The following is a 24,208-nucleotide window of genomic DNA, read 5'->3' as shown; positions in this document are numbered from 1 at the left end:
AACGTAGGCCCGAAATGACGCTTTAGCGTCGCATCGGGCAATCTACAAAAGAGGGGATAACTTAGTAGTAGGAGTGTTCGCCGCGCTGGTGTTCGGTGAGATCGCGCACACCTTTCAGCTCCGGGAATTCGTTCAGCAGCTGCTTCTCGATCCCTTCTTTCAGCGTCACATCGACCATGGAACAACCGTTACAGCCGCCGCCAAATTGCAGAATGGCGTAACCGTCTTCGGTGATTTCCATCAGCGAAACGCGACCACCGTGACCAGCAAGCTGTGGGTTGATCTGCGACTGCAGCATATACTCCACGCGCTCCATCAGCGGTGCATCGTCTGCCACTTTACGCATTTTGGCGTTCGGGGCTTTCAGCGTTAACTGAGAACCCAACTGGTCGGTAACAAAGTCGATCTCTGCATCTTCCAGGTATGGTGCGCTTAACTCATCAACATACGCGGTCAGCAGGTCAAATTTCAGGGCAGTGTCGGTGGCTTCCACGGCATCCGGCGGACAATAAGAAACACCACATTCAGCGTTAGGCGTGCCAGGGTTAATCACAAATACGCGGATTTGTGTCCCTTCTTCCTGATTTGCCAGCAGTTTGGCAAAGTGCGCTTGTGCAGCATCGGAAATACGGATCATAGTAATGGCCTAATAGTTGACTATTTTAGTTGGTTATAATACGCCCATCATCGAGGCTCTACAAGGTTCGACAAAGGCACCAGACCTGGACAGTCGCCGCACCATTGCGTAAAAGCAACTGCGCAATCTCTGCGACGGTACTTCCGGTGGTAACGACATCATCCACAATCACCATATGGCGACCTTGCACGGGCAATTCAAGACGAAAGGCATTTTTCAGGTTGCGCTTGCGCAGCCGGGCACTGAGAAAATGCTGGGTCGCAGTGGCCCGTGTACGTGTGACGGCTTCGCTATCCCATTGGCAGTGCAACCAGCGTGATAACGGCTGACACAGCAAATCGCTCTGATTAAATCCCCGACGCCAGTGACGCCGCTGCCATAACGGAACGCTGATGATGCGATCCGGCAATTGCAACCCGGTGGTGCGACGAGCGTGTAAGACTTCCAATAGTAACAGACGTGACAGGGCGCTGGCGATTTCACTGCGCCGGGAAAATTTAAGCTGGTGGATAAGCGGACTTAACGGCGGCGCATAGTCGGCAACCGTGACCAGTCTTTGCCAGGGCGGCGGTTTTTGCAGGCAGCGACCGCAGGGAAGATGGGAGTGTGTGGCGGGTAATCCACATTGTGGGCATAACGTTTTATCTGTGCGGGTGGCGCGTGAACAGACCGAACAAATCCCCCAATGACCTAACGCCAGTGGCATTCGGCATAGCCAGCATAATCCCGGTACTGTTAGCATATGTTCATCCTTGTAAGTCAAAAGAGAACAATAGCGGATGAATAACATCTGGTGGCAGACCAAAGGTCAGGGGAATGTTCATCTTGTGCTGCTGCACGGATGGGGACTGAATGCCGAAGTGTGGCGTTGCATTGACGAGGAACTTAGCTCGCATTTTACGCTGCACCTTGTTGACCTGCCCGGCTTCGGGCGTAGCCGGGGATTTGGTGCGCTGTCACTTGCTGATATGGCCGAAGCCGTGCTGCAACAGGCACCTGATAAAGCCATTTGGTTAGGCTGGAGTCTGGGCGGGCTGGTGGCAAGCCAGATTGCGTTAACCCATCCCGAGCGTGTTCAGGCGCTGGTCACCGTGGCGTCGTCACCTTATTTTAGTGCTCGTGACGAGTGGCCGGGGATAAAACCGGACGTGCTGGCGGGATTTCAGCAGCAACTCAGTGATGATTTTCAGCGTACAGTGGAGCGGTTCCTGGCGTTACAAACCATGGGGACTGAAACGGCGCGCCAGGATGCGCGGGCGTTGAAGAAAACCGTTCTGGCGTTACCGATGCCGGAGGTTGACGTGCTTAATGGCGGGCTGGAAATCCTGAAAACGGTCGATCTCCGTCAGCCGCTGCAAAACGTGTCCATGCCGTTTTTGCGATTGTATGGCTATCTCGACGGTCTGGTGCCGCGCAAAGTGGTGCCGATGCTGGATAAACTTTGGCCTCACAGCGAATCATATATCTTCGCCAAAGCGGCCCATGCGCCGTTTATTTCGCATCCGGTCGAGTTTTGTCACCTGCTGGTGGCGTTGAAGCAGAGGGTGTTGGTGGTAAGTGAGAGCTAATTATTGTGGGTCGATTAAATTCACCAGTTTACTGATAACTTCACTAATCAATTTTTCATCGGCAACGGTATGAAATTTAGCGCCACGGGCAATAAGATCGACGGCTTTTAGCTGGTGACAAAGTACAACGCCATGCAGGTTACCGGTTTGCGTATCACAGGGGAGGACGTTCACCGTCACCCCTGTGGAACGTGCTGCATTTGCCCCTGTTGAAATCGGGCAGCACATAGCAACTTTTAAAACATTGTTGAGTTTTTTGTCCGTTACCACAATGCAATAATGTGGCCCCTGAAGTTCATGCCCGGCAACCGGATCAGGGTTAAAATACCAGATCTCACCACGATGTGGCGTCCGTGCCTTTACCATGCTTCATTACCTTTTTTCCCTTCAGCCCATCCTTCTGTGGACTGATTTAGCTCCGTAATTTCGCTTTCATCGATTTGGCTCAACAACTGCGCGACGGTAAGACGCCCACGCGGTTTGTGCTCTGTGGCGCGCAAATTAACGCTATCGCCTTTTTTCTCCACGGTAAGCTCTGTGCCCGGTGACCAGCCAAGATCGATGGCAAGATCTCGTGGGATAGTAACGATCATGGCTCCTCCTTGTTGCCGTAATTTCACTGTCTGCATATCAGTTCCCTAAGTGCTACTTTGTGTTACATGCAAGATAGCACAAAGTAGCACTTAAGCAGGGTAGAGTATCTACTGACTCGCCGCAGCCAACTCTTCTTCTGACAGCCCGGTAAATCGCATGATGTCTGCAAGAGGGACTCCGGATTCAAGCATTATTTTGGCTATATGCAGGGCTTTGGATTGTTCCCCCTCCTGCCGCAATCTTTCCGCAATAGTCATTAAACTCTCCTTGTGTTTCGGTGAACGTTCGGCAACGCCGTCGATAAAATCGTTAAAACGTACAGCGTCGCCAGTTTGCAGTATGTAATTAAACAGCCCTTTGATTTGTCTGTCATTAGCGTATCCACTACTTAATAAGCAGGCCATTTGCTCTACCAGCCCCATCAGATCGCGTTGACGAATATGTTTTTGAATTAACTCCAGCAGCGCCATACGTCGGTGCTGCATGATTTCATCATCAGGCATGACGGTGACATCAATCAGCGGAAATGCGGAGGCATAAAGCTGCCTTGCCAGTTTGGGATCGGCGAAACAATCCAGCCAACACAGCGAATAGGGATAGGGGCTTTCAATACCGTGGTAAAACAACAATGGCACCACCATCGGCAACGTTTTGTATCCAGCATCAAGGTGATTTTGCATTGCGGCAATAGCGTAACGCATCATGCGAAATGCGATCAGTTTGTTTGAGGTGCTTTGATGTTCAATCAGACAATAGATGTATCCTGGTCCTTGTTCCGTTTTCACCGACCACAGCACATCGGAATAGCTTTCACGCAGATCGTCATCAATAAAGCTGCTCGACTCCAGCTTGAGGGTTTTCATATCACAGAGCGCGTGAATGGGTGCCGGTAAATGAAACGCAAGAAAATCGCGTGCCGTCTCCGGTTGGCGTAAAAAGAGTTTGAACAGCGCATCATGTGGGGTGGAACTCTGCTTTTTACTCATGGCGTTCCTTCACCTGTTGTTTGAATGCCGCGACTCTACGCGCCACTCCACATCTGTGCATTAGCGAGTTTTCATCCCTGCGAGACGCTTTCAGAGGAACTTACGTTGCGCTGCAAGAATTGCATTTTTATGGAAAGCCGCACGCAAAAAAGCCCGGATGCAAACGCATACCGGGCTTTTCAAAACAGGCGATGGAGTATGGTTAACGCAGCGCCCACCACTCGCGCAGACAGGCTTTGCCTTCCGGGCAGCTTTTACAACTGCCAGAGAGGCAGCCGTCAGGTTCTTCCTGAATCCGCACGGCTTTGCCCATGCTTTCCAGCTGTTGCAGCATGGCGTTAATCATTGGCTGCGGAGTGTTCAATGTCTGGCTTATCTGGGTCGCTTCCATACGGCCCCGTAACGCCAGCAAATCACGTACCTGAATAAGTGAAGCCATTAATGGCAATCACCGGTGGTGCTGGCTGCGCAGCAACTGCTTACCGACTTGCGGGTTGCCAGCAGTTCGATATCCACCCGGCTACGCGCGCGGCGCAGCAGACCGATAACTACGATGTTAAACAGGATTACCGCCAGAATGCACACCAGGCTGTAAGTTGGGTGCTGACTGTAGCTGGCGACCTGATAGAACAATGTTGCCAGTGAGTAAGCGATATTCAGCCCCCACAGGATGGAGAAGCCCATCCAGCCACGGCTTGATTCACGGGCGATGGCTCCCATCACCGAGATACATGGTACATACAGCAGGACGAAAATCAGGTAGCTGTATGCGGCAGCTGCGCTACCGAATTTCTGATCCATCACGCCCATCGCCCCGGTACCCATTTCACCGTCGCCTTTGCTAGCTTCAATGGGGTTCATCAGTACGCTAAGGCTGAAGGTGTCTTTCAGGCTCTGCCAGGTTTCATCTACCGCACTGAACAGCTCTTCACCGAGGTTGAATTCCGCCGGATTGAACTCTTCGTCCTGAATATTTTCTGCGGTGTAGAGGGTGTTGAGCGTACCCACCACCACTTCTTTTGCCATTGCGCCCGTAAACAGGCCAACCGTTGCCTGCCAGTTATCTTCATGTACGCCAATCGGCTTGAAGACAGGGGTTATCACCCGGCTGACGGAAGCCAGCGCCGAGTCGTTGATGTTATCGACGATTTTCCCGCTCAACGAGAAGCTGTTGAAAGCGCTCAGGAAAATGCTGACGATGATAATCACTTTACCAGCACGCAGAACGAAGCCCTTCAGACGCTGCCAGGTCTGGATAATCAGGCTTTTAACGTGTGGTACATGGTATACCGGCAGCTCCATGACAAACGGCGTTGCTTCACCGCGCATGATGGTGTACTTGAGCATCAGGCCAGTCAGCACCGCCATCACGATACCGAGCATATACAGCGAGAAAACCGCCAGGGCACCGTTCTGCCCGAAGAAGGCAGCCGCGAATACTGCGAAGATAGCCAGACGCGCGCCGCAGGACATAAACGGTGCCATCATGATGGTCATCAGACGTTCACGCGGTGCATCAAGCGTACGTGCGCCCATTACCGACGGTACGTTACAACCGAAACCGACGATCAGCGGCACAAAGGATTTCCCCGGCAAGCCCAGCGCCTGCATCAGGCGGTCCATCACAAACGCTGCACGCGCCATATAGCCGGAGTCCTCAAGGAAGGAGAGGAACAGGTACATCATGCCGATCTGCGGCACCAGTGGCAGCACGGTGTTAATACCGCCACCCATGCCCTGGGCGAGGAAGATAGTCAGCCAGTCCGGGAAGTGGAGCGTGTAGCCAATCCATTGAATACCATGCACAAATAGCGCCACGGAGCCGACGTCAAACAGCGGCTGTAACGCCCCGCCGATGTTGATAGCCAGCAGGAACATCAGGTACATCACAAAGAGGAAAATCGGCAGACCGAGGAAACGGTTGAGCACGATTTTATCTACCGCAGTGGTGAAACGGCTGGGTTCTGCCGTCAGGGTGTTGCTTACCACATCACAGATGGCAGCAATGCACTGGTAACGCGCATCGGCAATGTGCAGCGCCGGATCATCCATTTCATTACGCAGACGGGCGAGGGTGGCATCCAGATGCTGCGACGCTTCACCGGCGTAGGCGCGGCTGTAGATATCGCCTTCCAGCATTTGCAGGCCCAGCCAGCGACGTTGTTTCAGCGGGATGTCGGAAGGCATCACTTTTGCCAGTGAATCTGCTTCGTTGAGTAGCGGCTGTGCGTAATGCACCAGTTCCACATTCTCGTTAGCTTTATAGCGATCAATCGCCAGCTTGAGCGCTTCAATACCGCGACCACGGGTTGAAACCAGCGGGATCACCGGGCAGCCAAGACGTGCCGATAGAGCATCAATTTCAATACGAATATTTTGCTTCTCGGCAATGTCGAGCATGTTCAGCGCCACGATGCAGGGAATGCCGAGTTCCAGCAGTTGCAGCGTCAGGTACAGGTTACGCTCAAGGTTAGACGCATCCACCACGTTAATCAGCAGGTCGGCGTCGCCACTCAAAATGTAGTGACAGGCGATTTGCTCATCGAGCGAGGTCTGCGATGAGATGGTGGTCAGAGAATAGGTGCCGGGCAGGTCCACCAGCGTGACCTGATGATCGGTGGTGGAGAATTGCCCTTCTTTACGTTCGACGGTAACGCCAGCCCAGTTACCTACACGCTGACGTGCGCCAGTGAGCTGGTTAAATAAGGTTGTCTTGCCAGAATTTGGATTACCAATTAAGCCAATGGTTAATTTTTTCATTGTTGTTATCACCGTATTAACAGGAAACCGCTTCCACTTCTAATAAGGCCAGATCTTTTTTGCGTAATACCAGGCTCACACGACGGGTTTCGATATGAATGGGGTCGCCGAGTGGAGCGACGCGCACCACATCAAAAGAGGAGCCAGGTAACATGCCTAGAGAAAGCAGTTTTTGGCGATATGCCGGGCTGATTTCACGGGAAAAGCCAGTGATTTTCCACGCAGTATCTGGAGTGTATTGCATAGGTGCCTACTTGTTTCTCATTAACTGGATAACTACCTCATGGGGCGTTTGACCGCGACATGAGACCAGATGATTTGCCAACAAAGGAGAGATTAAATAATCAACAACACAATGATAATGAGAATGGTTTCTATCAGCAATACTTAAAATGTGTACGAATGTTGGTTTGAATAATAATCTGACTCAATGTTGATGTGGCTCAAGGTTATATCGCAGCGAAAATATAATTCGAATAGTGAGTTACCCGGACTGGCTAATGTTTAATTAAGGTTTCAGTTGTTAATGAAGTGATAAATATTAACGGAGTATATTGTGAGTTTGGCTGTGGAATAAAAGTGCCGGAGATATTCTCCGGCACTTTTATGTCAGGCAAAGCGTTCGTTGCCAGATGCGGCGTGAACGCCTTATCGCGCAGGTTTAGGGGCCAGTCCGGGCGTTTAACGTTTTTTACCCATCGCTGCCGCCAGCGCATCCATCATCGCGCTATTACCGGCAGGCTGCGCTTCACGACCGCGTGGTTTGGCTGCCGGGCGGTTGTTTTGCGGGCGTTCATTACCGCCGCCGCGACGAGAGTTGGTTTCGCCAGGCTGCTCGTCCAGACGCATAGTCAGGGCGATACGTTTACGCTGAAGATCCACTTCCAGCACTTTCACCTTCACAATGTCGCCCGCTTTCACCACGGTATGCGGATCTTCCACAAACTTGTTCGACAATGAAGAGATGTGAACCAGGCCGTCCTGATGCACGCCAATATCGACAAACGCGCCAAAGTTGGTGACGTTGGTCACTGCGCCTTCGAGGATCATACCCGGTTGCAGGTCGTTCATTGTCTCGACGCCATCGGCAAACTGAGCGGTTTTAAATTCCGGACGCGGATCGCGACCCGGTTTTTCCAGCTCTTTGATGATGTCAGTTACTGTCGGCACACCGAATTTTTCATCAGTAAAGTCAGACGCTTTCAGGTTACGCAGTTCGCTGCTGTTACCCATCAGATCTTTCAGTGCCTGCTGTGTTGCTGCCAGAATGCGTTCCACCACCGGATAGGCTTCCGGATGAACGGTAGAGGCGTCCAGCGGGTTATCACCGTGGTTAATGCGCAGGAAGCCCGCGCACTGCTCGAAGGCTTTCGGCCCCAGACGGCTGACTTTCAGCAGTTGCTGACGGTTCTGGAACTGGCCGTTCTCATCGCGCCAGGCCACGATGTTTTGCGCCATCATGCGCGTCAGGCCCGCCACGCGGGTTAATAGCGGAACAGAAGCGGTGTTGAGATCGACGCCAACGCCGTTTACGCAGTCTTCTACTACTGCATCCAGTTTGCGGGCCAGTTGCGTCTGGCTGACGTCATGCTGATACTGACCTACGCCGATAGATTTCGGATCGATTTTCACCAGCTCCGCCAGCGGATCCTGCAAACGGCGGGCGATAGATACCGCACCACGCAGCGAAACGTCGAGATCCGGGAACTCCTGCGCTGCCAGCTCGGAAGCTGAGTAAACCGACGCGCCAGCTTCGCTGACGATCACTTTCTGTGCGGTCACTTTCGGGAACTGCTTCTGCACGTCGAGATAGAAACGTTCAGTTTCGCGGGAAGCTGTACCGTTGCCGATCGCCACCAGTTCAACGTTATGTTTTTCACACAAGGCAGCAACGGTCATCGCTGCTTTTGCGGCTTGTCCGGTGTGCGGGTAAATGGTATCGGTCGCCACCAGTTTGCCAGTGGCATCGACCACCGCCACTTTTACCCCGGTACGCAGACCCGGATCGAGGCCCATCGTTGCACGCAGTCCGGCAGGGGCCGCCATCAGCAGATCGTGCAGGTTACGGGCAAAGACGTTGATTGCTTCATCTTCCGCGCGTTCGCGCACGGTACCCATCAGTTCGGTTTCCAGATGCATCAGCACCTTGATGCGCCAGGTCCAGCTCACTACGCTTTTGCGCCAGCTATCCGCCGGGGCATTGTTCAGGCGCAGGCCAAGGTGATCCATGATGATTTGCTCGCAATAGCTCTCTTTGGGCGGCTCATCGAACTGCGGATCGGCATTCAGCGAAAGCTGGAGTACGCCTTCGTTACGCCCACGGAACATCGCCAGCGCGCGGTGAGAAGGCACCGTGGACAACGGTTCGTGATGATCGAAATAGTCGCGGAATTTCGCCCCTTCCTCTTCTTTACCGCTCACCACCGTAGAAACCAAATGCGCGTTCTTCCACAGATAATCACGCACTTTCGCCAGCAGCGCGGCATCTTCGGCAAACCGTTCCATCAGGATATAGCGCGCGCCATCCAGCGCGGCTTTGGTATCTGCCACGCCTTTATCGGCATCAACATATTGTGCAGCGGCGACTTCTGGCGTGTGTGACGGATCGCTCCACAGCAGGTCAGCCAACGGCTCAAGCCCTGCTTCAATGGCGATTTGCCCGCTGGTGCGGCGTTTAGGTTTGTAGGGCAGGTAGAGGTCTTCGAGTTCGGTTTTGCTTAGGGTGGCGTTGATGGCCTTCGCCAGATCATCGGTGAGTTTGCCTTGCTCGGAAATGGATTTGAGGATCGCCTGACGTCTCTCTTCCAGCTCGCGCAGATAGCTCAGACGCGTTTCCAGATTACGCAGCTGCGTGTCATCCAGACCGCCGGTGATTTCCTTACGATAACGTGCGATAAACGGCACGGTATTCCCTTCATCAAGCAGGCGAACGGCAGCGTCAACCTGTTCCGGGCGCGCCTGAATTTCACCCGCAATAATGCGGCAGAACGAATCATTCATCATGGTTTGAGTTCATCTTTTCGGATCAAAAATCAGGGGATAGTTATACGGACTGGCTGGCAAAAATGCCAGCCATCGGCAGGAGGTTAAGACTCTTCCTTACGGTTTCACGTACTCGATAGCATTAACATACCAGTTCGCTTCCCCGGCAGGGGTATTCACCACCGCCAGATCGCCGACTTCTTTTTTCAGCAATGCGCGGGCCATCGGGGAATCGATAGAGATGTAATCTTTACGGCCAAAAATTTCATCGTAGCCGACAATACGGAAACGGTGAGTCACGCCATCGTCGTTTTCAATCTCCACCCACGCGCCAAAAAAGACTTTGCCTTCCTGCTGAGGGGAGTAATCGACAATTTTGAGATTTTCCAGGCATTTAGTGAGATAGCGCACGCGACGGTCGATTTCACGCAGACGCTTTTTATTATACTGATAGTCAGCATTTTCGCTGCGGTCGCCCAGACTTGCGGCCCAGGTCACCTTTTTTGTGACCTCCGGGCGTTCTTCACGCCAGAGATAATTAAGCTCTTGTTTGAGTTTTTCATACCCTTCCCGGGTAACCAGGGGCGTTTTCATCTCGTTGATTCCCTTTGTCTGTTTGATAATGCGCACATTGGGTATAACGTGATCATATCAACAGAATCAATAATGTTTCGCCGAATAAATTGTATACTTAAGCTGCTGTTTAATATGCTTTGTAACAATTTAGGCTGAAATTCATACCAGATTTAGCTGGTGACGAACGTGAGCTTTTTTAAGAATACACGCTTACAAATTGTTGCGAACCTTTGGGAGTACAAACAATGCAAGAGAACTACAAGATTCTGGTGGTCGATGACGACATGCGCCTGCGTGCGCTGCTGGAACGTTATCTCACCGAACAAGGCTTCCAGGTTCGAAGCGTCGCTAATGCAGAACAGATGGATCGCCTGCTGACTCGTGAATCTTTCCATCTTATGGTACTGGATTTAATGTTACCTGGTGAAGATGGCTTGTCGATTTGCCGACGTCTTCGTAGTCAGAGCAACCCGATGCCGATCATTATGGTGACGGCGAAAGGGGAAGAAGTGGACCGTATCGTAGGCCTGGAGATTGGCGCTGACGACTACATTCCAAAACCGTTTAACCCGCGTGAACTGCTGGCCCGTATTCGTGCGGTGCTGCGTCGTCAGGCGAACGAACTGCCAGGCGCACCGTCACAGGAAGAGGCGGTAATTGCTTTCGGTAAGTTCAAACTTAACCTCGGTACGCGCGAAATGTTCCGCGAAGATGAGCCGATGCCGCTCACCAGCGGTGAGTTTGCGGTACTGAAGGCACTGGTCAGCCATCCGCGTGAGCCGCTCTCCCGCGATAAGCTGATGAACCTTGCCCGTGGTCGTGAATATTCCGCAATGGAACGCTCCATCGACGTGCAGATTTCGCGTCTGCGCCGCATGGTAGAAGAAGATCCAGCGCATCCGCGTTACATTCAGACCGTTTGGGGCCTGGGCTACGTCTTTGTACCGGACGGCTCTAAAGCATGAGGCGATTGCGCTTCTCGCCACGAAGTTCATTTGCCCGTACGTTATTGCTCATCGTCACCTTGCTGTTCGCCAGCCTGGTGACGACTTATCTGGTGGTGCTGAACTTCGCGATTTTGCCGAGCCTCCAGCAGTTTAATAAAGTCCTCGCGTACGAAGTGCGTATGTTGATGACCGATAAACTGCAACTGGAGGACGGCACGCAGTTGGTTGTGCCTCCCGCTTTCCGTCGGGAGATCTACCGTGAGCTGGGGATCTCTCTCTACTCCAACGAGGCTGCCGAAGAGGCAGGTCTGCGTTGGGCGCAACACTATGAATTCTTAAGCCATCAGATGGCACAGCAACTGGGCGGCCCGACGGAAGTGCGCGTTGAGGTCAACAAAAGTTCGCCTGTCGTCTGGCTGAAAACCTGGCTGTCGCCCAATATCTGGGTACGCGTGCCGCTGACCGAAATTCATCAGGGCGATTTCTCTCCGCTGTTCCGCTATACGCTGGCGATTATGCTATTGGCGATAGGCGGGGCGTGGCTGTTTATTCGTATCCAGAACCGACCGTTGGTCGATCTCGAACACGCAGCCTTGCAGGTTGGTAAAGGGATTATTCCGCCGCCGCTGCGTGAATATGGCGCTTCGGAGGTGCGTTCCGTTACCCGTGCCTTTAACCATATGGCGGCTGGTGTTAAGCAACTGGCGGATGACCGCACGCTGCTGATGGCGGGGGTAAGTCACGACTTGCGCACGCCGCTGACGCGTATTCGCCTGGCGACTGAGATGATGAGCGAGCAGGATGGCTATCTGGCAGAATCGATCAATAAAGATATCGAAGAGTGCAACGCCATCATTGAGCAGTTTATCGACTACCTGCGCACCGGGCAGGAGATGCCGATGGAAATGGCGGATCTTAATGCAGTGCTCGGTGAGGTGATTGCTGCCGAAAGTGGCTATGAGCGGGAAATTGAAACCGCGCTTTACCCCGGCAGCATTGAAGTGAAAATGCACCCGCTGTCGATCAAACGCGCGGTGGCGAATATGGTGGTCAACGCCGCCCGTTATGGCAATGGCTGGATCAAAGTCAGCAGCGGAACGGAGCCGAATCGCGCCTGGTTCCAGGTGGAAGATGACGGTCCGGGAATTGCGCCGGAACAACGTAAGCACCTGTTCCAGCCGTTTGTCCGCGGCGACAGTGCGCGCACCATTAGCGGCACGGGATTAGGGCTGGCAATTGTGCAGCGTATCGTGGATAACCATAACGGGATGCTGGAGCTTGGCACCAGCGAGCGGGGCGGGCTTTCCATTCGCGCCTGGCTGCCAGTGCCGGTAACGCGGGCGCAGGGCACGACAAAAGAAGGGTAAATAAACGGGAGGCGAAGGTGCCTCCCGTTTTGCTTTCTATAAGATACTGGATAGATATTCTCCAGCTTCAAATCATTACAGTTTCGGACCAGCCGCTACCAGCGCGGCACCCGCAGGGGTGTCGGTGTATTTATCGAAGTTGTCGATAAACAGTTTCGCCAGGGTTTCGGCTTTTTCCTGCCACTGTTCCGGAGAAGCGTAGGTGTTACGCGGATCGAGAATCTTCGTGTCTACGCCCGGCAGTTCGGTTGGGATCGCCAGGTTAAACATCGGCAGAGTGAAGGTTTCTGCATTATCCAGTGAACCGTTGAGGATGGCGTCGATAATGGCGCGGGTATCTTTAATCGAGATACGTTTGCCAGTGCCGTTCCAGCCAGTGTTAACCAGATAAGCCTGCGCGCCCGCCGCCTGCATACGTTTCACCAGCACTTCTGCGTACTGAGTCGGGTGCAGCGACAGGAACGCCGCGCCGAAGCAAGCGGAGAAGGTTGGCGTCGGTTCGGTGATGCCACGCTCAGTACCGGCCAGTTTGGCGGTGAAGCCAGAGAGGAAGTGATACTGGGTTTGATCGGCAGTCAGGCGAGAAACCGGCGGCAACACGCCGAAAGCATCAGCAGTCAGGAAGATAACCTTAGTCGCGTGGCCCGCTTTGGAAACCGGCTTAACGATGTTATCGATGTGATAGATTGGATAAGAAACGCGGGTGTTCTCGGTTTTTGAACCATCATCAAAGTCGATAGTGCCATCTTCACGCACGGTGACGTTTTCCAGCAGCGCATCACGACGGATAGCGTTGTAGATTTCAGGTTCCGCTTCTTTCGACAGCTTGATAGTTTTTGCGTAGCAGCCGCCTTCGAAATTAAACACGCCGTCATCGTCCCAGCCGTGTTCGTCATCGCCAATCAGGCGGCGTTTCGGGTCGGTGGAAAGGGTGGTTTTACCGGTGCCGGAAAGGCCGAAGAACACCGCAACATCGCCTTTCTCGCCAACGTTGGCGGAGCAGTGCATAGAAGCGATACCTTTCAGCGGCAGCAGGTAGTTCATCATCGAGAACATCCCTTTCTTCATTTCGCCGCCGTACCAGGTGCCGCCAATCAGCTGCATGCGCTCGGTCAGGTTAAACGCCACGAAGTTTTCGGAGTTCAGACCCTGTTCTTTCCACTGCGGGTTAGTGCACTTCGCGCCGTTCATAACGATAAAGTCTGGTTTGAAACCTGCCAGCTCTTCATCGCTCGGGCGAATAAACATGTTTTTGACAAAATGCGCCTGCCAGGCCACTTCGGTGATGAAACGGACGGAAAGACGAGTATCCGGGTTCGCACCACAGAAAGCGTCGACAACGAACAGACGTTTGCCGGAAAGCTGCCTGGTCACCAGGCCTTTCAGATGCTGCCAGGTTTCCGGAGAGAGAGGTTTGTTGTCGTTCTTACCTTTGCCTTTGTCTGCCCACCAGAAAGTATCGCGAGTGGTATCGTCACGGACGATATACTTATCTTTTGGTGAACGACCGGTGAAGATCCCGGTATCGACGGCAACGGCACCCAGATTAGTTAACACCCCGCGCTCATAACCTGTCAGGCTCGGATCGAGCTCTTCCTGATACAGCAGGTCGTAGCTTGGGTTGTAAACGATATCATGTACGTCACTGATACCATAAGCCTCGAGTTCTTGCGGGGTCAAACCATTGTTAACGCGCATTTCACTGCTCCTTAGCCAATATGTATTGCCTGAATAGTAAAGTCTTTTTGGGGGTGTTAACCGCGACAAGGCTCATAGATTTACGTATCTGGAGAAATTCATATTTGACAAAAAACTCCGTGATTCCTGTCACGAAACGGTTGCTATTATCGCAGAAATAGCATTTTAGGTGTGGAAAATGTTCTCAAAAGGTTAAATCTTGGTTTATATGGCGGGAATATTGTGAGTGGAATCGCATTCCTGAATGAAATTGATGCAAATTCAACCGGTAAAGTATCGATTCACCACGCTAACTTTTTTTGATTATTTTCTGAAAAAAGCAAAATACTACTGCCCGGATGCGATAATTAACCCACCTTTTGATTCTGGATAACCAACATGGATAACGTTGAACTTTCACCGGCAACACGCTGGGGGATGATTGCTACCGGATTACTTCAGGGGCTGGTTTGCTACCTGCTTATCGCCTGGCTTGCCGGAAAAAATCACAGTTGGATTGTTTATGGCGTGCCTGCGACCGTCGCGTTTTCATCCGTTTTACTCTTCTCCGTGATCTCTTTTAAACAGAAGCGCCTTTGGGGATGGCTGGCGCTGGTGTTTATTGCCACGACAGGGATGAGCGGTTGGCTGAAGTGGCAAACTGATGGCATGAACCCCTGGAGAGCTGAAAAGGCGATTTGGGATTTTGGCTGCTATCTGCTGTTGATGGCAATGTTGTTGCTACCGTGGATACAACAAAGCCTTCGTATCCGCAATGGCAGTAGCCGCTATAGCTACTTTTACCAGTCAGTATGGCATAACGTACTTATATTACTGGTGATTTTTCTCTCCAATGGCCTGACGTGGCTGGTGCTTTTACTGTGGGGTGAGTTGTTTAAACTTGTTGGCATCACGTTTTTCAATACGCTCTTTTTTGCAACCGACTGGTTTATGTATCTTACATTTGGTCTGGTTACCGCACTGGCGGTGATCCTCGCGCGTACACAGTCACGTTTAATCGACTCTATTCAAAAGTTGTTCACGCTAATCGCCACGGGGTTGCTGCCGTTAGTATCATTGCTAACCCTGATGTTTATCATCACCCTGCCGTTTACGGGCCTGAGCGCGATTTCTCGCCACATCTCCGCCGCCGGGTTGCTGTTAACGCTGGCCTTTTTGCAATTGATCTTAATGGCTATTGTCCGCGATCCGCAAAAAGCGTCACTTCCCTGGACGGGGCCGTTGCGTTGCCTGATTAAAACCGCTTTGCTGGTTGCTCCGCTGTATGTGTTCGTCGCCACCTGGGGGTTATGGCTGCGGGTCGCTCAGTACGGCTGGACTGTCGACCGCTTGCAGGGCGCGCTGGCGGAGCTGGTGTTACTGGTGTGGTCGCTGGGGTATTTTGTCAGTATCGTCTGGCGTAATGGGCAAAATCCCCTTGTTCTTCAGGGCAAAGTGAACCTTGCGGTTTCGTTATTGGTGTTGGTGATACTGGTGCTTCTTAATTCGCCGGTGCTGGACAGTATGCGTATTAGCGTGAACAGTCATATGGCGCGTTATCAGAGCGGCAAAAACACGCCAGACCAGGTAACTATCTACATGCTCGAACAGAGCGGTCGCTATGGACGTGCGGCGCTTGAGTCGCTGAAAAGCGATGCCGGGTTTATGAAAGACCCGAAACGCGCGCGGGATCTGCTGATGGCGTTAGATGGAGAGCAACATCTTCAGGAACAGGTATCGGAAAAAGTATTAGCCGAAAATGTGTTAATTGCCCCTGGTTCTGTTAAACCGGATGCGACATTCTGGTCGGCCTTAATCCAGGATCGCTATAACGTGATGACCTGTATTGAAAAAGACGCCTGCGTACTGGTCGAGCAAGATCTGAATAGTGATGGTCAGGCGGAGCGGATCCTGTTTGCTTTTAATGATGACAGAGTCATTGTCTATGGCTTTGACTCAGACAGAAAAGAATGGGACGCGCTTGATATGAGTTTACTTCCGAACGAAATAACGAAAGAAAAATTACTCACAGCTGCGAAGGATGGAAAACTGGGGACGAGGCCGAAAGCGTGGCGCGATCTGACGGTAGATGGTGAAACGCTGGAAATAAACTTAAGTAAGTGACAACGCTTTTATCGGATACGACGCTGTATCTGACCAAAATAATTTGCGATTTATTTCATAGGCGCTGGTAAGCGCAGCACATCAGGCCATTAAGTCGTAAAATCCGGCAGAGCCCTCTCTGCCGGACATACTCATTAATGAACTTGCGGATCTGCCGGAGACGCGTTGTTGCGGATTTCAGCAATATCCATCGCATTGAACAGATAGTGGTTACCGCAGTAATCACAATGCATGTCAATTTCGCCATCTTCCGCCAGGATGCTATCAACTTCTTCATCAGGCAGCGTTTTCAGCGCATCGGCGCAACGTTCACGCGAGCAGGTGCATTTGAACTCCACATCCTGCGGATCGTAAACCGTCACCTCTTCTTCGTGATACAAACGCCACAACACTTCGTTTGCCGGTAAGGTCAGCAGTTCTTCGGTTTTGATGGTTTCGGTTAGCGTCGCCAGGTGGTCAAAGTCGTCCTGCTGGGTATTTTGCGCAGGCATTACCTGCAACAACATACCGCCTGCAGCCGGTTTGCCGTCTACGTCGCCGGTGCGAATAAACAGGCGCGTCGGCAGCTGTTCAGAACGCATAAAGTAATCTTCTAGGCAGGCCGCCAGGGTATCACCTTCCAGACCAACTACGCCCTGATAGCGTTCGCCTTCGCTCGGGGTAATGGTGATCACCACGTAACCATTGCCGACCAGCGTTTTCAGGTCGGCATTTTCTGGAATTTCGCCCTGCACGCGCGCCACACCGCGCATTTGCTGGTTATTGTTACCGTTAATAACCGCCAGATTCATCGGACCGTCGCCCTGCAGCTGTACGGTGATATCACCATCAAACTTCAGCGTAGCGGTTAACAGGCTGGTCGCAACCAGCAGTTCTGCCAGCACGTTTTTAACGGGCTGCGGATAATCGTGGTTCTCAAGGATCTGTTGCAGGGTTTCCGAAACGGTTACCAGTTCGCCGCGAACGGCAAAATTTTCAAACAGATAGCGATGTAATTGGTCATGTTGCGGCATAATCATCTCTCTTGCAGGTGACAGTTATTCACTGTCGCCGTGTTTAAATCGTAACAGGTCGCGGCGCTCTTTTTTGTCCGGGCGTCGGTCCGGGTGCGGCATGGTTAAGGCATTAAGTTTACGTGCCATCGCCATTTTTTCGCGTTTCTCTACACTTTCCGCAGTCTCTTCATACAGCAAGGCTGCCTCGCTGGCGGGGCGACGCTGTTCAGTAATCGCCTTTACAATCACCGTGCGTTCGTCATTTCCCTGGCGCAGAGTGAGCGTGGCATTCAGCTCGACGATTTTGCTCGGCTTGCTGCGCTGCCCGTTGTAATGCACCTTACCGCCTTTAATCATTTCACGGGCCAGCGCGCGGGTTTTATAAAAACGGGCAGCCCATAGCCATTTATCCAGTCGAACCTCAACAGCAGGTTTCTCTTTCATGGCGTCTCCTTCACATTAGCGAGGGGATCAGGCGGCGGTAGTCATTCAGTGACGGATGGCGTTGATACTGTTTCTCGGCAATCCCGGAATCAGGATTAGTCACGCCGAGGCAGTAACGAATACCAAATTGCGCGGCAGCATCGAGAATCGCTTCGCTGTCATCAATAAACAGCGTTCTTTCAGCTTTCAGACCCGTAGCTTCGGCCACCGCATGCCATAACCGCTGATCCTCTTTCGGATAACCAAATGTGTGGGTGGAAAGTAATAAATCAAGGTGTGCGTCCAGACCCGTATGCTCAAGTTTTACCGCCAGGTTGTGCGGATGAGCATTGGTGAGCAAAATTCGCTGCTTACCGCTGGCTTTCAGTGCCTCAAGAAACGGAATGGTATCTTCACGCAGTACGGCGCGCGGTCCCATCTCGGTGGTCATCGCACAGATATCCAGACCCAGTTGCTCACTCCAGTAATCAAGACAGTACCAGTTTAGCGTATGCTGTACGTCGTGATATTGCTGGCGCATATATTCCATCGCTTCCTGTGGCGTAACCCCGTTTTTCGCGCCCCATGTTTCAGGCACCAGCTTTTGCCAGAAATAGTTATCGAAGGCGAGGTCGAGCAACGTGCCGTCCATATCCAGCAGAACGGTATCTACGTCCTGCCAGGCAATGTTGATATGCATGAGGGAAATCTCCAGAGTGAAGCAATTTGCGCGACAGGGTAGCATAACCTGCCGCGCAAACGTGTTATTCGATAAGGCTTTCTGAAGGGGTGATCAGTTGCGGGTTCAGGCAGCTTTCATAATAGGCCTGAATCTCCATCATGCGAGTGCGATGACGCTGGTAACGACGCCAGGCCTGTACGCCATTGTAAATGGCGCTACCCAGCATCGTCAGTAGCAGCAATGTGGTGCTGAGATAGCGCCACAGGCCGGAACGATCCGGGATCGGATGAAGGCCAATATGCTGCGTACCATTGGCGTCAGTGAAGATTTTTGTGACGATACCTTCGGCGTTAAACGGCGTATGCATCAGCATTTGTGCCAGTTTCTGGAAAGCGTTCCACTGTTCTTGCGGCGGGTAGTCGTAAAGTGATGCCGAAGGCCAGGGCTGATCAACAAAATCGCTGCCTTCGTCGCTGACAATCAGGAATCCGCCGGGGGCCGGACTGTTTAGTGATTGTGCCGCTCGCGCCGTTTCATGCGTGATAAACGGCGCGGTGGAGGTTGCCACCAGGTTATCCAGCGATTCCGCACTCACCGGGCGTAATAACACATTCACGCCATCGAGCTTCCCAGCGTTGGCGCGTTTTACCAGCGCGTCCCAGTCTTTACTGTTGCCGAGATTGACCAGCGCATTTTTCAGTCGCACACAGTCATCTTTGGCAGAACATAAATCCGCTGTCTTCAGTACAATGTCGCCAAAATCATCAAGCAATACCATGCCGGATTTTTGAATCGCTGAACGTAATGAGGCACTGACGCGAGATTCATCTTCCGGTTTAGGGTGCAGCTGGCGATTAACTGCTTCAGTCAATGCCGTCGCTTTGTTGACCAGTTCAGATTCTGGTAATGGTAATGAGCGGGCGTCATTCCAGATGATCTGCGAGCAGTCAAATGGTAAAAAAGGTGAATTGGTTTTCGCGCTCCAGGTTCCGGAAGTGCGAATATTACACATTCCCGTACCGCTAATACGCAATGTATCGCCTACCCGCACGCCAGCGTCAGCCAGTTGTTTTACGCTGGTGGCTTCAATGGTCTGCGCGCCTTTCATCCATGAGAGAGTGAATTTCAGCGGCATATCCAGCGGGATCCAGAATAACAGCATAAACAGCACCAGCAGCGAGCCCGCAGCGATAATCGTACTGCGCAGCCAGTGCTGTAACGGAAAGTTTTTTACTTCATCATGCAGCGAAAGATATCGCCCCTGACGCACTACGTGGCGGTCTAGATAGATATCAATATCGGTTTGTTGACCGAGATCCTGAGCAATGTATGGCTGCCAGTGTGCGGGATAGACCAGGTCGATAATACCGAGTGAAATATTGTTGATCTGTTCCTGATCGTTTTCGCCAAACAATCCCCAACGACGGGGTGTACCGCGCAGACAATGAATTTCTCGCAGGGAGGATTTTGCCGGGGGCGCGAATAGCCCCCACAGACCTGCGCCCAGCAGCAGTAATGCGCCGCCTGCCAGCCACGGAACAAATACATCCGGGGTAATCAGGCAGAAAAAGAACATCAGGAAGGAGGCGACGATCAGCAACGCTTCACGCAGCCCGCGCGGACGACTCAGCGCATATTCTTCATGCGTTTCTTTGCGAATATTGAGTAGCTCGATTTGCTCACTCTCTTCCCCGCGAATCGACGCCTGCGTGGACGGAACAGGTTGCAAGGCATAGCCGCGCGTTTCCTGCATGTACTCCTGCAGCGTATGACCGTTGAGTGAAATAACCAACGGCAGCGAATCGGTATGAATCAGTTCAACGGTATTCTCATCGTTGATGTACTGTTCCCAGAAGGGGGGCAGGTGGACTTCTACCGAATCGAGGTAGTAACGCCATTTATTCGGATCGTCGGTAGAGATGCCGTAACGTGTGATAGCGTGTGTCAGCATCATGACGTTGTTGCTTTCGGCATTCAGCGCCAGAGAGATCGGTGCCGCGCTAGCTCCCGTTGGGCCAGGCACCTGTAATACCTGCGTCAGGCTCTCAAGATAATTTTCAACGGCGCTACGTTCTTCAGGTGTGAGTTTACGCGTTTGCGCATCCGCGAAGGCGTTGGTCCAGGGCAGCTGACGCCGTCTGGATCGCACTTTTATCAGCCATCCCGCAAGTAGTGAGCAGGCCAGCAAAGCAGCTAAAAAAATCACAATGGTGCTCATGCTTTCCCCATCTTACTTAGTCTGTCAGGCGTGGTCAGTCGCACCGGACACAATACATGATTCTGCGGTTGGCTATCGGCAAGCGTGGAGTTTAACTTGAGCATCATTAAGCACATCACAGTAACCGCTGATCATAGCAAACCCTCTGAAGGCGGAATATCAGCAAATTCCTGGAGTTATTTCAACCTATTGACTTTTAATTTGATTTGAGGACGATTATTTATTAAGTTACATAAATGTAAATAACATGCAATTCACATTGCCGAAAGCGTGTCCGATATCGCACAATAACCGCTGATTTCACAGCATAGATCCCACGATGAACAAATCATTACAAAAACCCACCATTCTGAATGTTGAAACTGTAGCCCGTTCCCGACTGTTTACCGTCGAGAGTGTGGATCTGGAGTTCAGCAATGGCGTGCGGCGTGTTTATGAACGAATGCGTCCAACCAACCGGGAAGCAGTGATGATTGTGCCGATTGTGGACGATCACCTGATCCTGATCCGCGAATACGCAGTGGGAACTGAATCCTACGAATTAGGTTTTTCGAAAGGATTAATTGATCCGGGTGAAAGCGTCTACGAAGCCGCTAACCGCGAGCTAAAAGAAGAGGTTGGATTTGGTGCGAACGATCTGACTTTTTTGAAGAAGCTCAGCATGGCACCGTCTTACTTTTCCAGTAAAATGAATATCGTGGTCGCGCAAGATCTCTACCCGGAATCGCTGGAAGGCGATGAGCCAGAGCCGCTACCACAGGTGCGCTGGCCGCTGGCGCATATGATGGATTTGCTGGAAGACCCTGACTTCAACGAAGCGCGTAATGTCAGCGCGCTGTTCCTCGTGCGCGAATGGTTGAAAGGGCAGGGGCGAGTGTAAATGCGTGAAGTTTGCCTGATGCACAACGCTTATCAGGCTTATGGGGTTCCTGCAATATATTGATTTTTCACGATTTTGTTAGCCGGATAACGCGTTCACCCGCATCCGGCATAAACAAATGCACTTTGTCAGCCAACTGAAAAGGCGCCGAAGCGCCTTTTTAATCAGAACAATTCCTGTGCCTCACCATTATCGATAATGGTCGTTCCCACCTCGTGCACCGCCTGTTGTGTCGGCTGCGTACCTTCGATGAAATACTCTTCGCGGCTGTTGCCACCATTAGCTAACTGCCCGGTGCTGCGATCGATATTCACCGTCACAATACCCGGAGGCGGCGTCAGCGGCTGCTCCGGCACACCTTCAAGAACGGCTTTCATATAAGCGTCCCATGCAGGCTGGGCACTCTTGGCACCGCCTTCGTAACCTGAGATCTGATCTTTAATCGCTCCGGAAGCCGTTGTATGACCGAGATTACGACGGTGATCATCAAAGCCAATCCAGACCGAGGTCACAACGCCCGGACCGTAACCCGAGAACCACGCATCTTTCGAACTGTTAGTGGTACCGGTTTTCCCGCCGATATCGCGACGCTGCAAATCACGACCTGCACGCCAGCCGGTACCCTGCCAGCCTGGTTCACCAAAGATATTGGTGTTCAAAGCACTCTTAATCAGGAATGCCAGCGGAGTGTTGATGACGTGCGGTGCGTACTCCTGCGCGCCAGTCTTCGCCACTAACGCCTGATTTGCCTGCTCCAGCTGCGGCATTGGTACAGAAACATTCTGCTGCTCGCGGGAGATAGCGACATCTTCAACATCGTTATTTTCCAGCACGTTCGATTTCTGCGTATCACCGTAAATCACTGGAATATCGCATTCCGGGCAGGCTACTTTCGGTTTCGCTTCGAAAATCACGCCGCCCTGATCGTTTTCAATTTTGCTGATAAACCACGGGTCCACTAGGAAGCCGCCGTTCGCCATGACCGCGTAGCCGCGCGCCACCTGCATTGGGGTGAAGGACGCTGAACCCAGCGCCAGCGATTCGGTGTGGACAATGTTTTGCGCCGGGAAGCCGAAGCGTTGCAGATATTCTGCAGCGTAGTCGACGCCCATCGCCCGCATTGCACGTACCATCACCACGTTTTTCGACTGACCCAGCCCCTGACGTAAGCGAATTGGACCAGCATACTGCGGTGGTGAGTTCTTCGGCTGCCAGTCAGAACCGGCACCTGCATCCCAGCGAGAAATTGGCACATCGTTCAACATACTTGCCAGCGTCAGACCTTTATCCATCGCCGCGGTGTAGAGGAACGGTTTGATGTTGGAACCCACCTGACGCAGTGCCTGGGTGGCGCGGTTAAACTTGCTCTGATTGAAATCAAAGCCACCGACCAGCGCCATAACGGCACCATTTTGCGGATTGATCGACACCAGCGCCGAGTTCACTTCCGGCACTTGTGCCAGCCACCATGCATCGCCAACCTGACGAACCCAGATTTGCTGACCCGTTTGCAGAACATCGGTCACTTTACGCGGCGTCGGTCCCTGCTGAGTATCCGAACGGTAAGGACGCGCCCAGCGAACGCCTTCCATACTCAATGCGACGGTCGACCCGTCCGCCAGCATCGCCGTCGCTCCCTGAGGATTGGCGCTGGTGACTGCGGCAGGCAGCAGCGGACCATAGGTCGGCAGCGCCTTCAGCGTATCGGTAATCTTGTTGTTATCCCACGCCGACTCGCCCACTTTCCACAGCACATTTGCCGGGCCGCGATAGCCGTGGCGCATGTCGTAGTCCAGCACGTTATTACGTACCGCCTGCTGCGCGGCCTGCTGCACTTTGCGGGTGATGGTGGTGTAAATGCGATAACCGTCTTCATAGGCACTTTCGCCATAACGGTTATACATCTCCTGGCGCACCATTTCGCTCAGGTACGGCGCAGAGAAAGCAATCTCCGGCGCGTGATAATTAGCGTTAATCGCCTCAGTGCGTGTCTGATCGAACTGTTGCTGGGTGATATACCCTTCATCCAGCATCCGCGACAGTACGACGTTACGCCGCGCGACGGCACGATCCATTGAGTAGAGCGGATTAAAGGTGGAAGGCGCTTTCGGCAACCCGGCTATCACCGCCATTTCGTTCAGCGTCAGTTGGTCGACCGTTTTACCGAAATAGACTTGTGCCGCAGCACCGACACCATAGGCGCGGTAACCAAGGTAAATCTTGTTCAGATAAAGCTCGAGGATTTCGTCTTTCGTCAGCAACTGTTCAATGCGAATCGCGAGGAAGACTTCCTTAATCTTACGCATCAGCGTGCGTTCTGGACTGAGGAAGAAATTTCTCGCCAGCTGCTGGGTAATGGTACTCGCCCCTTGTGACGCGTGGCCGGAGAACAGCGCCACACTTGCCGCACGGAAGATCCCCACCGGGTCAACGCCGTGATGCTCGTAGAAGCGGCTGTCTTCCGTCGCGATAAAGGCTTTCACCATCTCCGGTGGGATTTGATCCAACGTAACCGGAATACGACGTTTCTCACCGTATTGAGCAATCAGCTCGCCATCGGCGCTGTAAATCTGCATCGGAATTTGCAGGCGAACATCTTTTAATGTCACCACATCCGGCAGTTGTGGCTCGATGTAGCGGTATAGGCCATAAATCGAGCCTGCTCCCAGCAGAATGCAACAGACTGCAAGGATCAAAAAATACTTTACGAACTTCACTGGAAATTTCCCATTTAGTTTCATTTGGGCAGTTTATAAACAAACGCGCGGTAGTATAAAGGCAAGCCAGACGCA

General features: G+C 52.4%; 21 protein-coding genes. 5 read left to right on the top strand and 16 right to left on the bottom strand.

What is annotated here, in order from left to right; translation table 11 throughout:
- Positions 1–61 precede the first annotated feature (61 nt).
- Both nfuA and gntX read right to left on the bottom strand, forming a co-directional pair.
- Positions 62–637 carry a Fe-S biogenesis protein NfuA gene (nfuA, locus tag ACUU1I_RS01750; protein WP_000619389.1) on the bottom strand — a complete coding sequence of 192 codons (576 nt, stop codon included), beginning with the start codon at positions 635–637 and terminating at the stop codon, positions 62–64.
- A gap of 58 nt (positions 638–695) precedes the next feature.
- On the bottom strand, positions 696–1,379 hold the full coding sequence (gene gntX, locus ACUU1I_RS01745; RefSeq protein ID WP_000958727.1) for a DNA utilization protein GntX: 684 nt from the start codon (positions 1,377–1,379) through the stop codon (positions 696–698).
- Positions 1,380–1,416: 37 nt separating this feature from the next.
- Here gntX and bioH point away from each other — a divergent pair, with 37 nt between their 5' ends.
- Entirely contained in the window at positions 1,417–2,205 is a 789-nt protein-coding gene (gene bioH / locus ACUU1I_RS01740; RefSeq protein ID WP_001060075.1) for a pimeloyl-ACP methyl ester esterase BioH, read from the top strand.
- Here the strand turns inward: bioH and ACUU1I_RS01735 are convergent, their stop codons facing one another.
- The 8 genes from ACUU1I_RS01735 to greB all read right to left on the bottom strand — a co-directional run bounded on the left by ACUU1I_RS01735 (position 2,206) and on the right by greB (position 10,121).
- Entirely contained in the window at positions 2,206–2,571 is a 366-nt protein-coding gene (locus ACUU1I_RS01735; protein WP_000237586.1) for a type II toxin-antitoxin system PemK/MazF family toxin, read from the bottom strand.
- Positions 2,565–2,834, bottom strand: a complete 270-nt coding sequence (locus ACUU1I_RS01730) for an AbrB/MazE/SpoVT family DNA-binding domain-containing protein (protein WP_011069541.1) — start codon at positions 2,832–2,834, stop codon at positions 2,565–2,567. Before ACUU1I_RS01730 ends, ACUU1I_RS01735 begins: the two co-directional genes overlap by 7 nt.
- 72 nt (positions 2,835–2,906) lie before the next feature.
- Positions 2,907–3,785 carry a recombination-promoting nuclease RpnA gene (gene rpnA / locus ACUU1I_RS01725; RefSeq protein ID WP_000039087.1) on the bottom strand — a complete coding sequence of 293 codons (879 nt, stop codon included), beginning with the start codon at positions 3,783–3,785 and terminating at the stop codon, positions 2,907–2,909.
- 202 nt (positions 3,786–3,987) lie between these two features.
- On the bottom strand, positions 3,988–4,224 hold the full coding sequence (gene feoC, locus ACUU1I_RS01720) for a [Fe-S]-dependent transcriptional repressor FeoC (RefSeq protein ID WP_001295699.1): 237 nt from the start codon (positions 4,222–4,224) through the stop codon (positions 3,988–3,990).
- Positions 4,224–6,545: a Fe(2+) transporter permease subunit FeoB gene (gene feoB, locus ACUU1I_RS01715; protein ID WP_000737025.1), complete on the bottom strand. Its 2,322-nt coding sequence runs from the start codon at positions 6,543–6,545 to the stop codon at positions 4,224–4,226. The genes feoC and feoB overlap by 1 nt, the downstream gene beginning before the upstream one ends.
- 16 nt (positions 6,546–6,561) lie before the next feature.
- Positions 6,562–6,789: a ferrous iron transporter A gene (gene feoA / locus ACUU1I_RS01710; RefSeq protein ID WP_001200453.1), complete on the bottom strand. Its 228-nt coding sequence runs from the start codon at positions 6,787–6,789 to the stop codon at positions 6,562–6,564.
- 437 nt (positions 6,790–7,226) lie between these two features.
- Positions 7,227–9,548 (bottom strand): Tex family protein, encoded by a 2,322-nt coding sequence (locus ACUU1I_RS01705; RefSeq protein WP_447388939.1) that lies wholly within the window; start codon positions 9,546–9,548, stop codon positions 7,227–7,229.
- A gap of 96 nt (positions 9,549–9,644) precedes the next feature.
- On the bottom strand, positions 9,645–10,121 hold the full coding sequence (greB, locus tag ACUU1I_RS01700) for a transcription elongation factor GreB (protein WP_000856735.1): 477 nt from the start codon (positions 10,119–10,121) through the stop codon (positions 9,645–9,647).
- Between the two features lie 227 nt (positions 10,122–10,348).
- Between greB and ompR the strand changes: the two genes are divergently transcribed.
- Both ompR and envZ read left to right on the top strand, forming a co-directional pair.
- Complete coding sequence (gene ompR / locus ACUU1I_RS01695; protein ID WP_001157751.1) at positions 10,349–11,068, top strand: osmolarity response regulator transcription factor OmpR; 720 nt, start codon at positions 10,349–10,351, stop codon at positions 11,066–11,068.
- The gene (gene envZ / locus ACUU1I_RS01690) at positions 11,065–12,417 is read left to right on the top strand and encodes a two-component system sensor histidine kinase EnvZ (protein WP_001253696.1); all 1,353 of its coding nucleotides are present in this window, start codon (positions 11,065–11,067) and stop codon (positions 12,415–12,417) included. Before ompR ends, envZ begins: the two co-directional genes overlap by 4 nt.
- A 75-nt stretch (positions 12,418–12,492) precedes the next feature.
- Here the strand turns inward: envZ and pckA are convergent, their stop codons facing one another.
- Complete coding sequence (gene pckA / locus ACUU1I_RS01685; RefSeq protein ID WP_001265681.1) at positions 12,493–14,115, bottom strand: phosphoenolpyruvate carboxykinase (ATP); 1,623 nt, start codon at positions 14,113–14,115, stop codon at positions 12,493–12,495.
- Between the two features lie 378 nt (positions 14,116–14,493).
- Here pckA and ACUU1I_RS01680 point away from each other — a divergent pair, with 378 nt between their 5' ends.
- Positions 14,494–16,218, top strand: coding sequence for a DUF4153 domain-containing protein (locus ACUU1I_RS01680; RefSeq protein ID WP_000370836.1), 1,725 nt, complete (start codon positions 14,494–14,496; stop codon positions 16,216–16,218).
- Positions 16,219–16,352: 134 nt separating this feature from the next.
- On the opposite strand, the gene hslO is transcribed toward ACUU1I_RS01680, so the two are convergent.
- The 4 genes from hslO to igaA all read right to left on the bottom strand — a co-directional run bounded on the left by hslO (position 16,353) and on the right by igaA (position 20,536).
- Positions 16,353–17,231 (bottom strand): Hsp33 family molecular chaperone HslO, encoded by an 879-nt coding sequence (gene hslO, locus ACUU1I_RS01675; RefSeq protein WP_005072121.1) that lies wholly within the window; start codon positions 17,229–17,231, stop codon positions 16,353–16,355.
- A gap of 24 nt (positions 17,232–17,255) precedes the next feature.
- The gene (gene hslR, locus ACUU1I_RS01670) at positions 17,256–17,657 is read right to left on the bottom strand and encodes a ribosome-associated heat shock protein Hsp15 (protein ID WP_000660494.1); all 402 of its coding nucleotides are present in this window, start codon (positions 17,655–17,657) and stop codon (positions 17,256–17,258) included.
- Between the two features lie 10 nt (positions 17,658–17,667).
- Positions 17,668–18,336 (bottom strand): GMP/IMP nucleotidase, encoded by a 669-nt coding sequence (gene yrfG, locus ACUU1I_RS01665; RefSeq protein ID WP_001295168.1) that lies wholly within the window; start codon positions 18,334–18,336, stop codon positions 17,668–17,670.
- Between the two features lie 64 nt (positions 18,337–18,400).
- Positions 18,401–20,536, bottom strand: coding sequence for an intracellular growth attenuator protein IgaA (gene igaA / locus ACUU1I_RS01660; protein ID WP_000104521.1), 2,136 nt, complete (start codon positions 20,534–20,536; stop codon positions 18,401–18,403).
- A gap of 319 nt (positions 20,537–20,855) precedes the next feature.
- Here igaA and nudE point away from each other — a divergent pair, with 319 nt between their 5' ends.
- Positions 20,856–21,416 carry an ADP compounds hydrolase NudE gene (gene nudE, locus ACUU1I_RS01655; protein WP_001043306.1) on the top strand — a complete coding sequence of 187 codons (561 nt, stop codon included), beginning with the start codon at positions 20,856–20,858 and terminating at the stop codon, positions 21,414–21,416.
- A gap of 164 nt (positions 21,417–21,580) precedes the next feature.
- Here the strand turns inward: nudE and mrcA are convergent, their stop codons facing one another.
- A complete protein-coding gene (gene mrcA, locus ACUU1I_RS01650) occupies positions 21,581–24,133 on the bottom strand; it encodes a peptidoglycan glycosyltransferase/peptidoglycan DD-transpeptidase MrcA (protein ID WP_005116051.1) in 2,553 nt (850 codons plus the stop codon).
- Positions 24,134–24,208: the final 75 nt, after the last annotated feature.

It is taken from the genome of Shigella sp. SIG3 (genome assembly GCF_053555855.1).
This window is presented reverse-complemented; position numbering and strand designations above follow the sequence as displayed.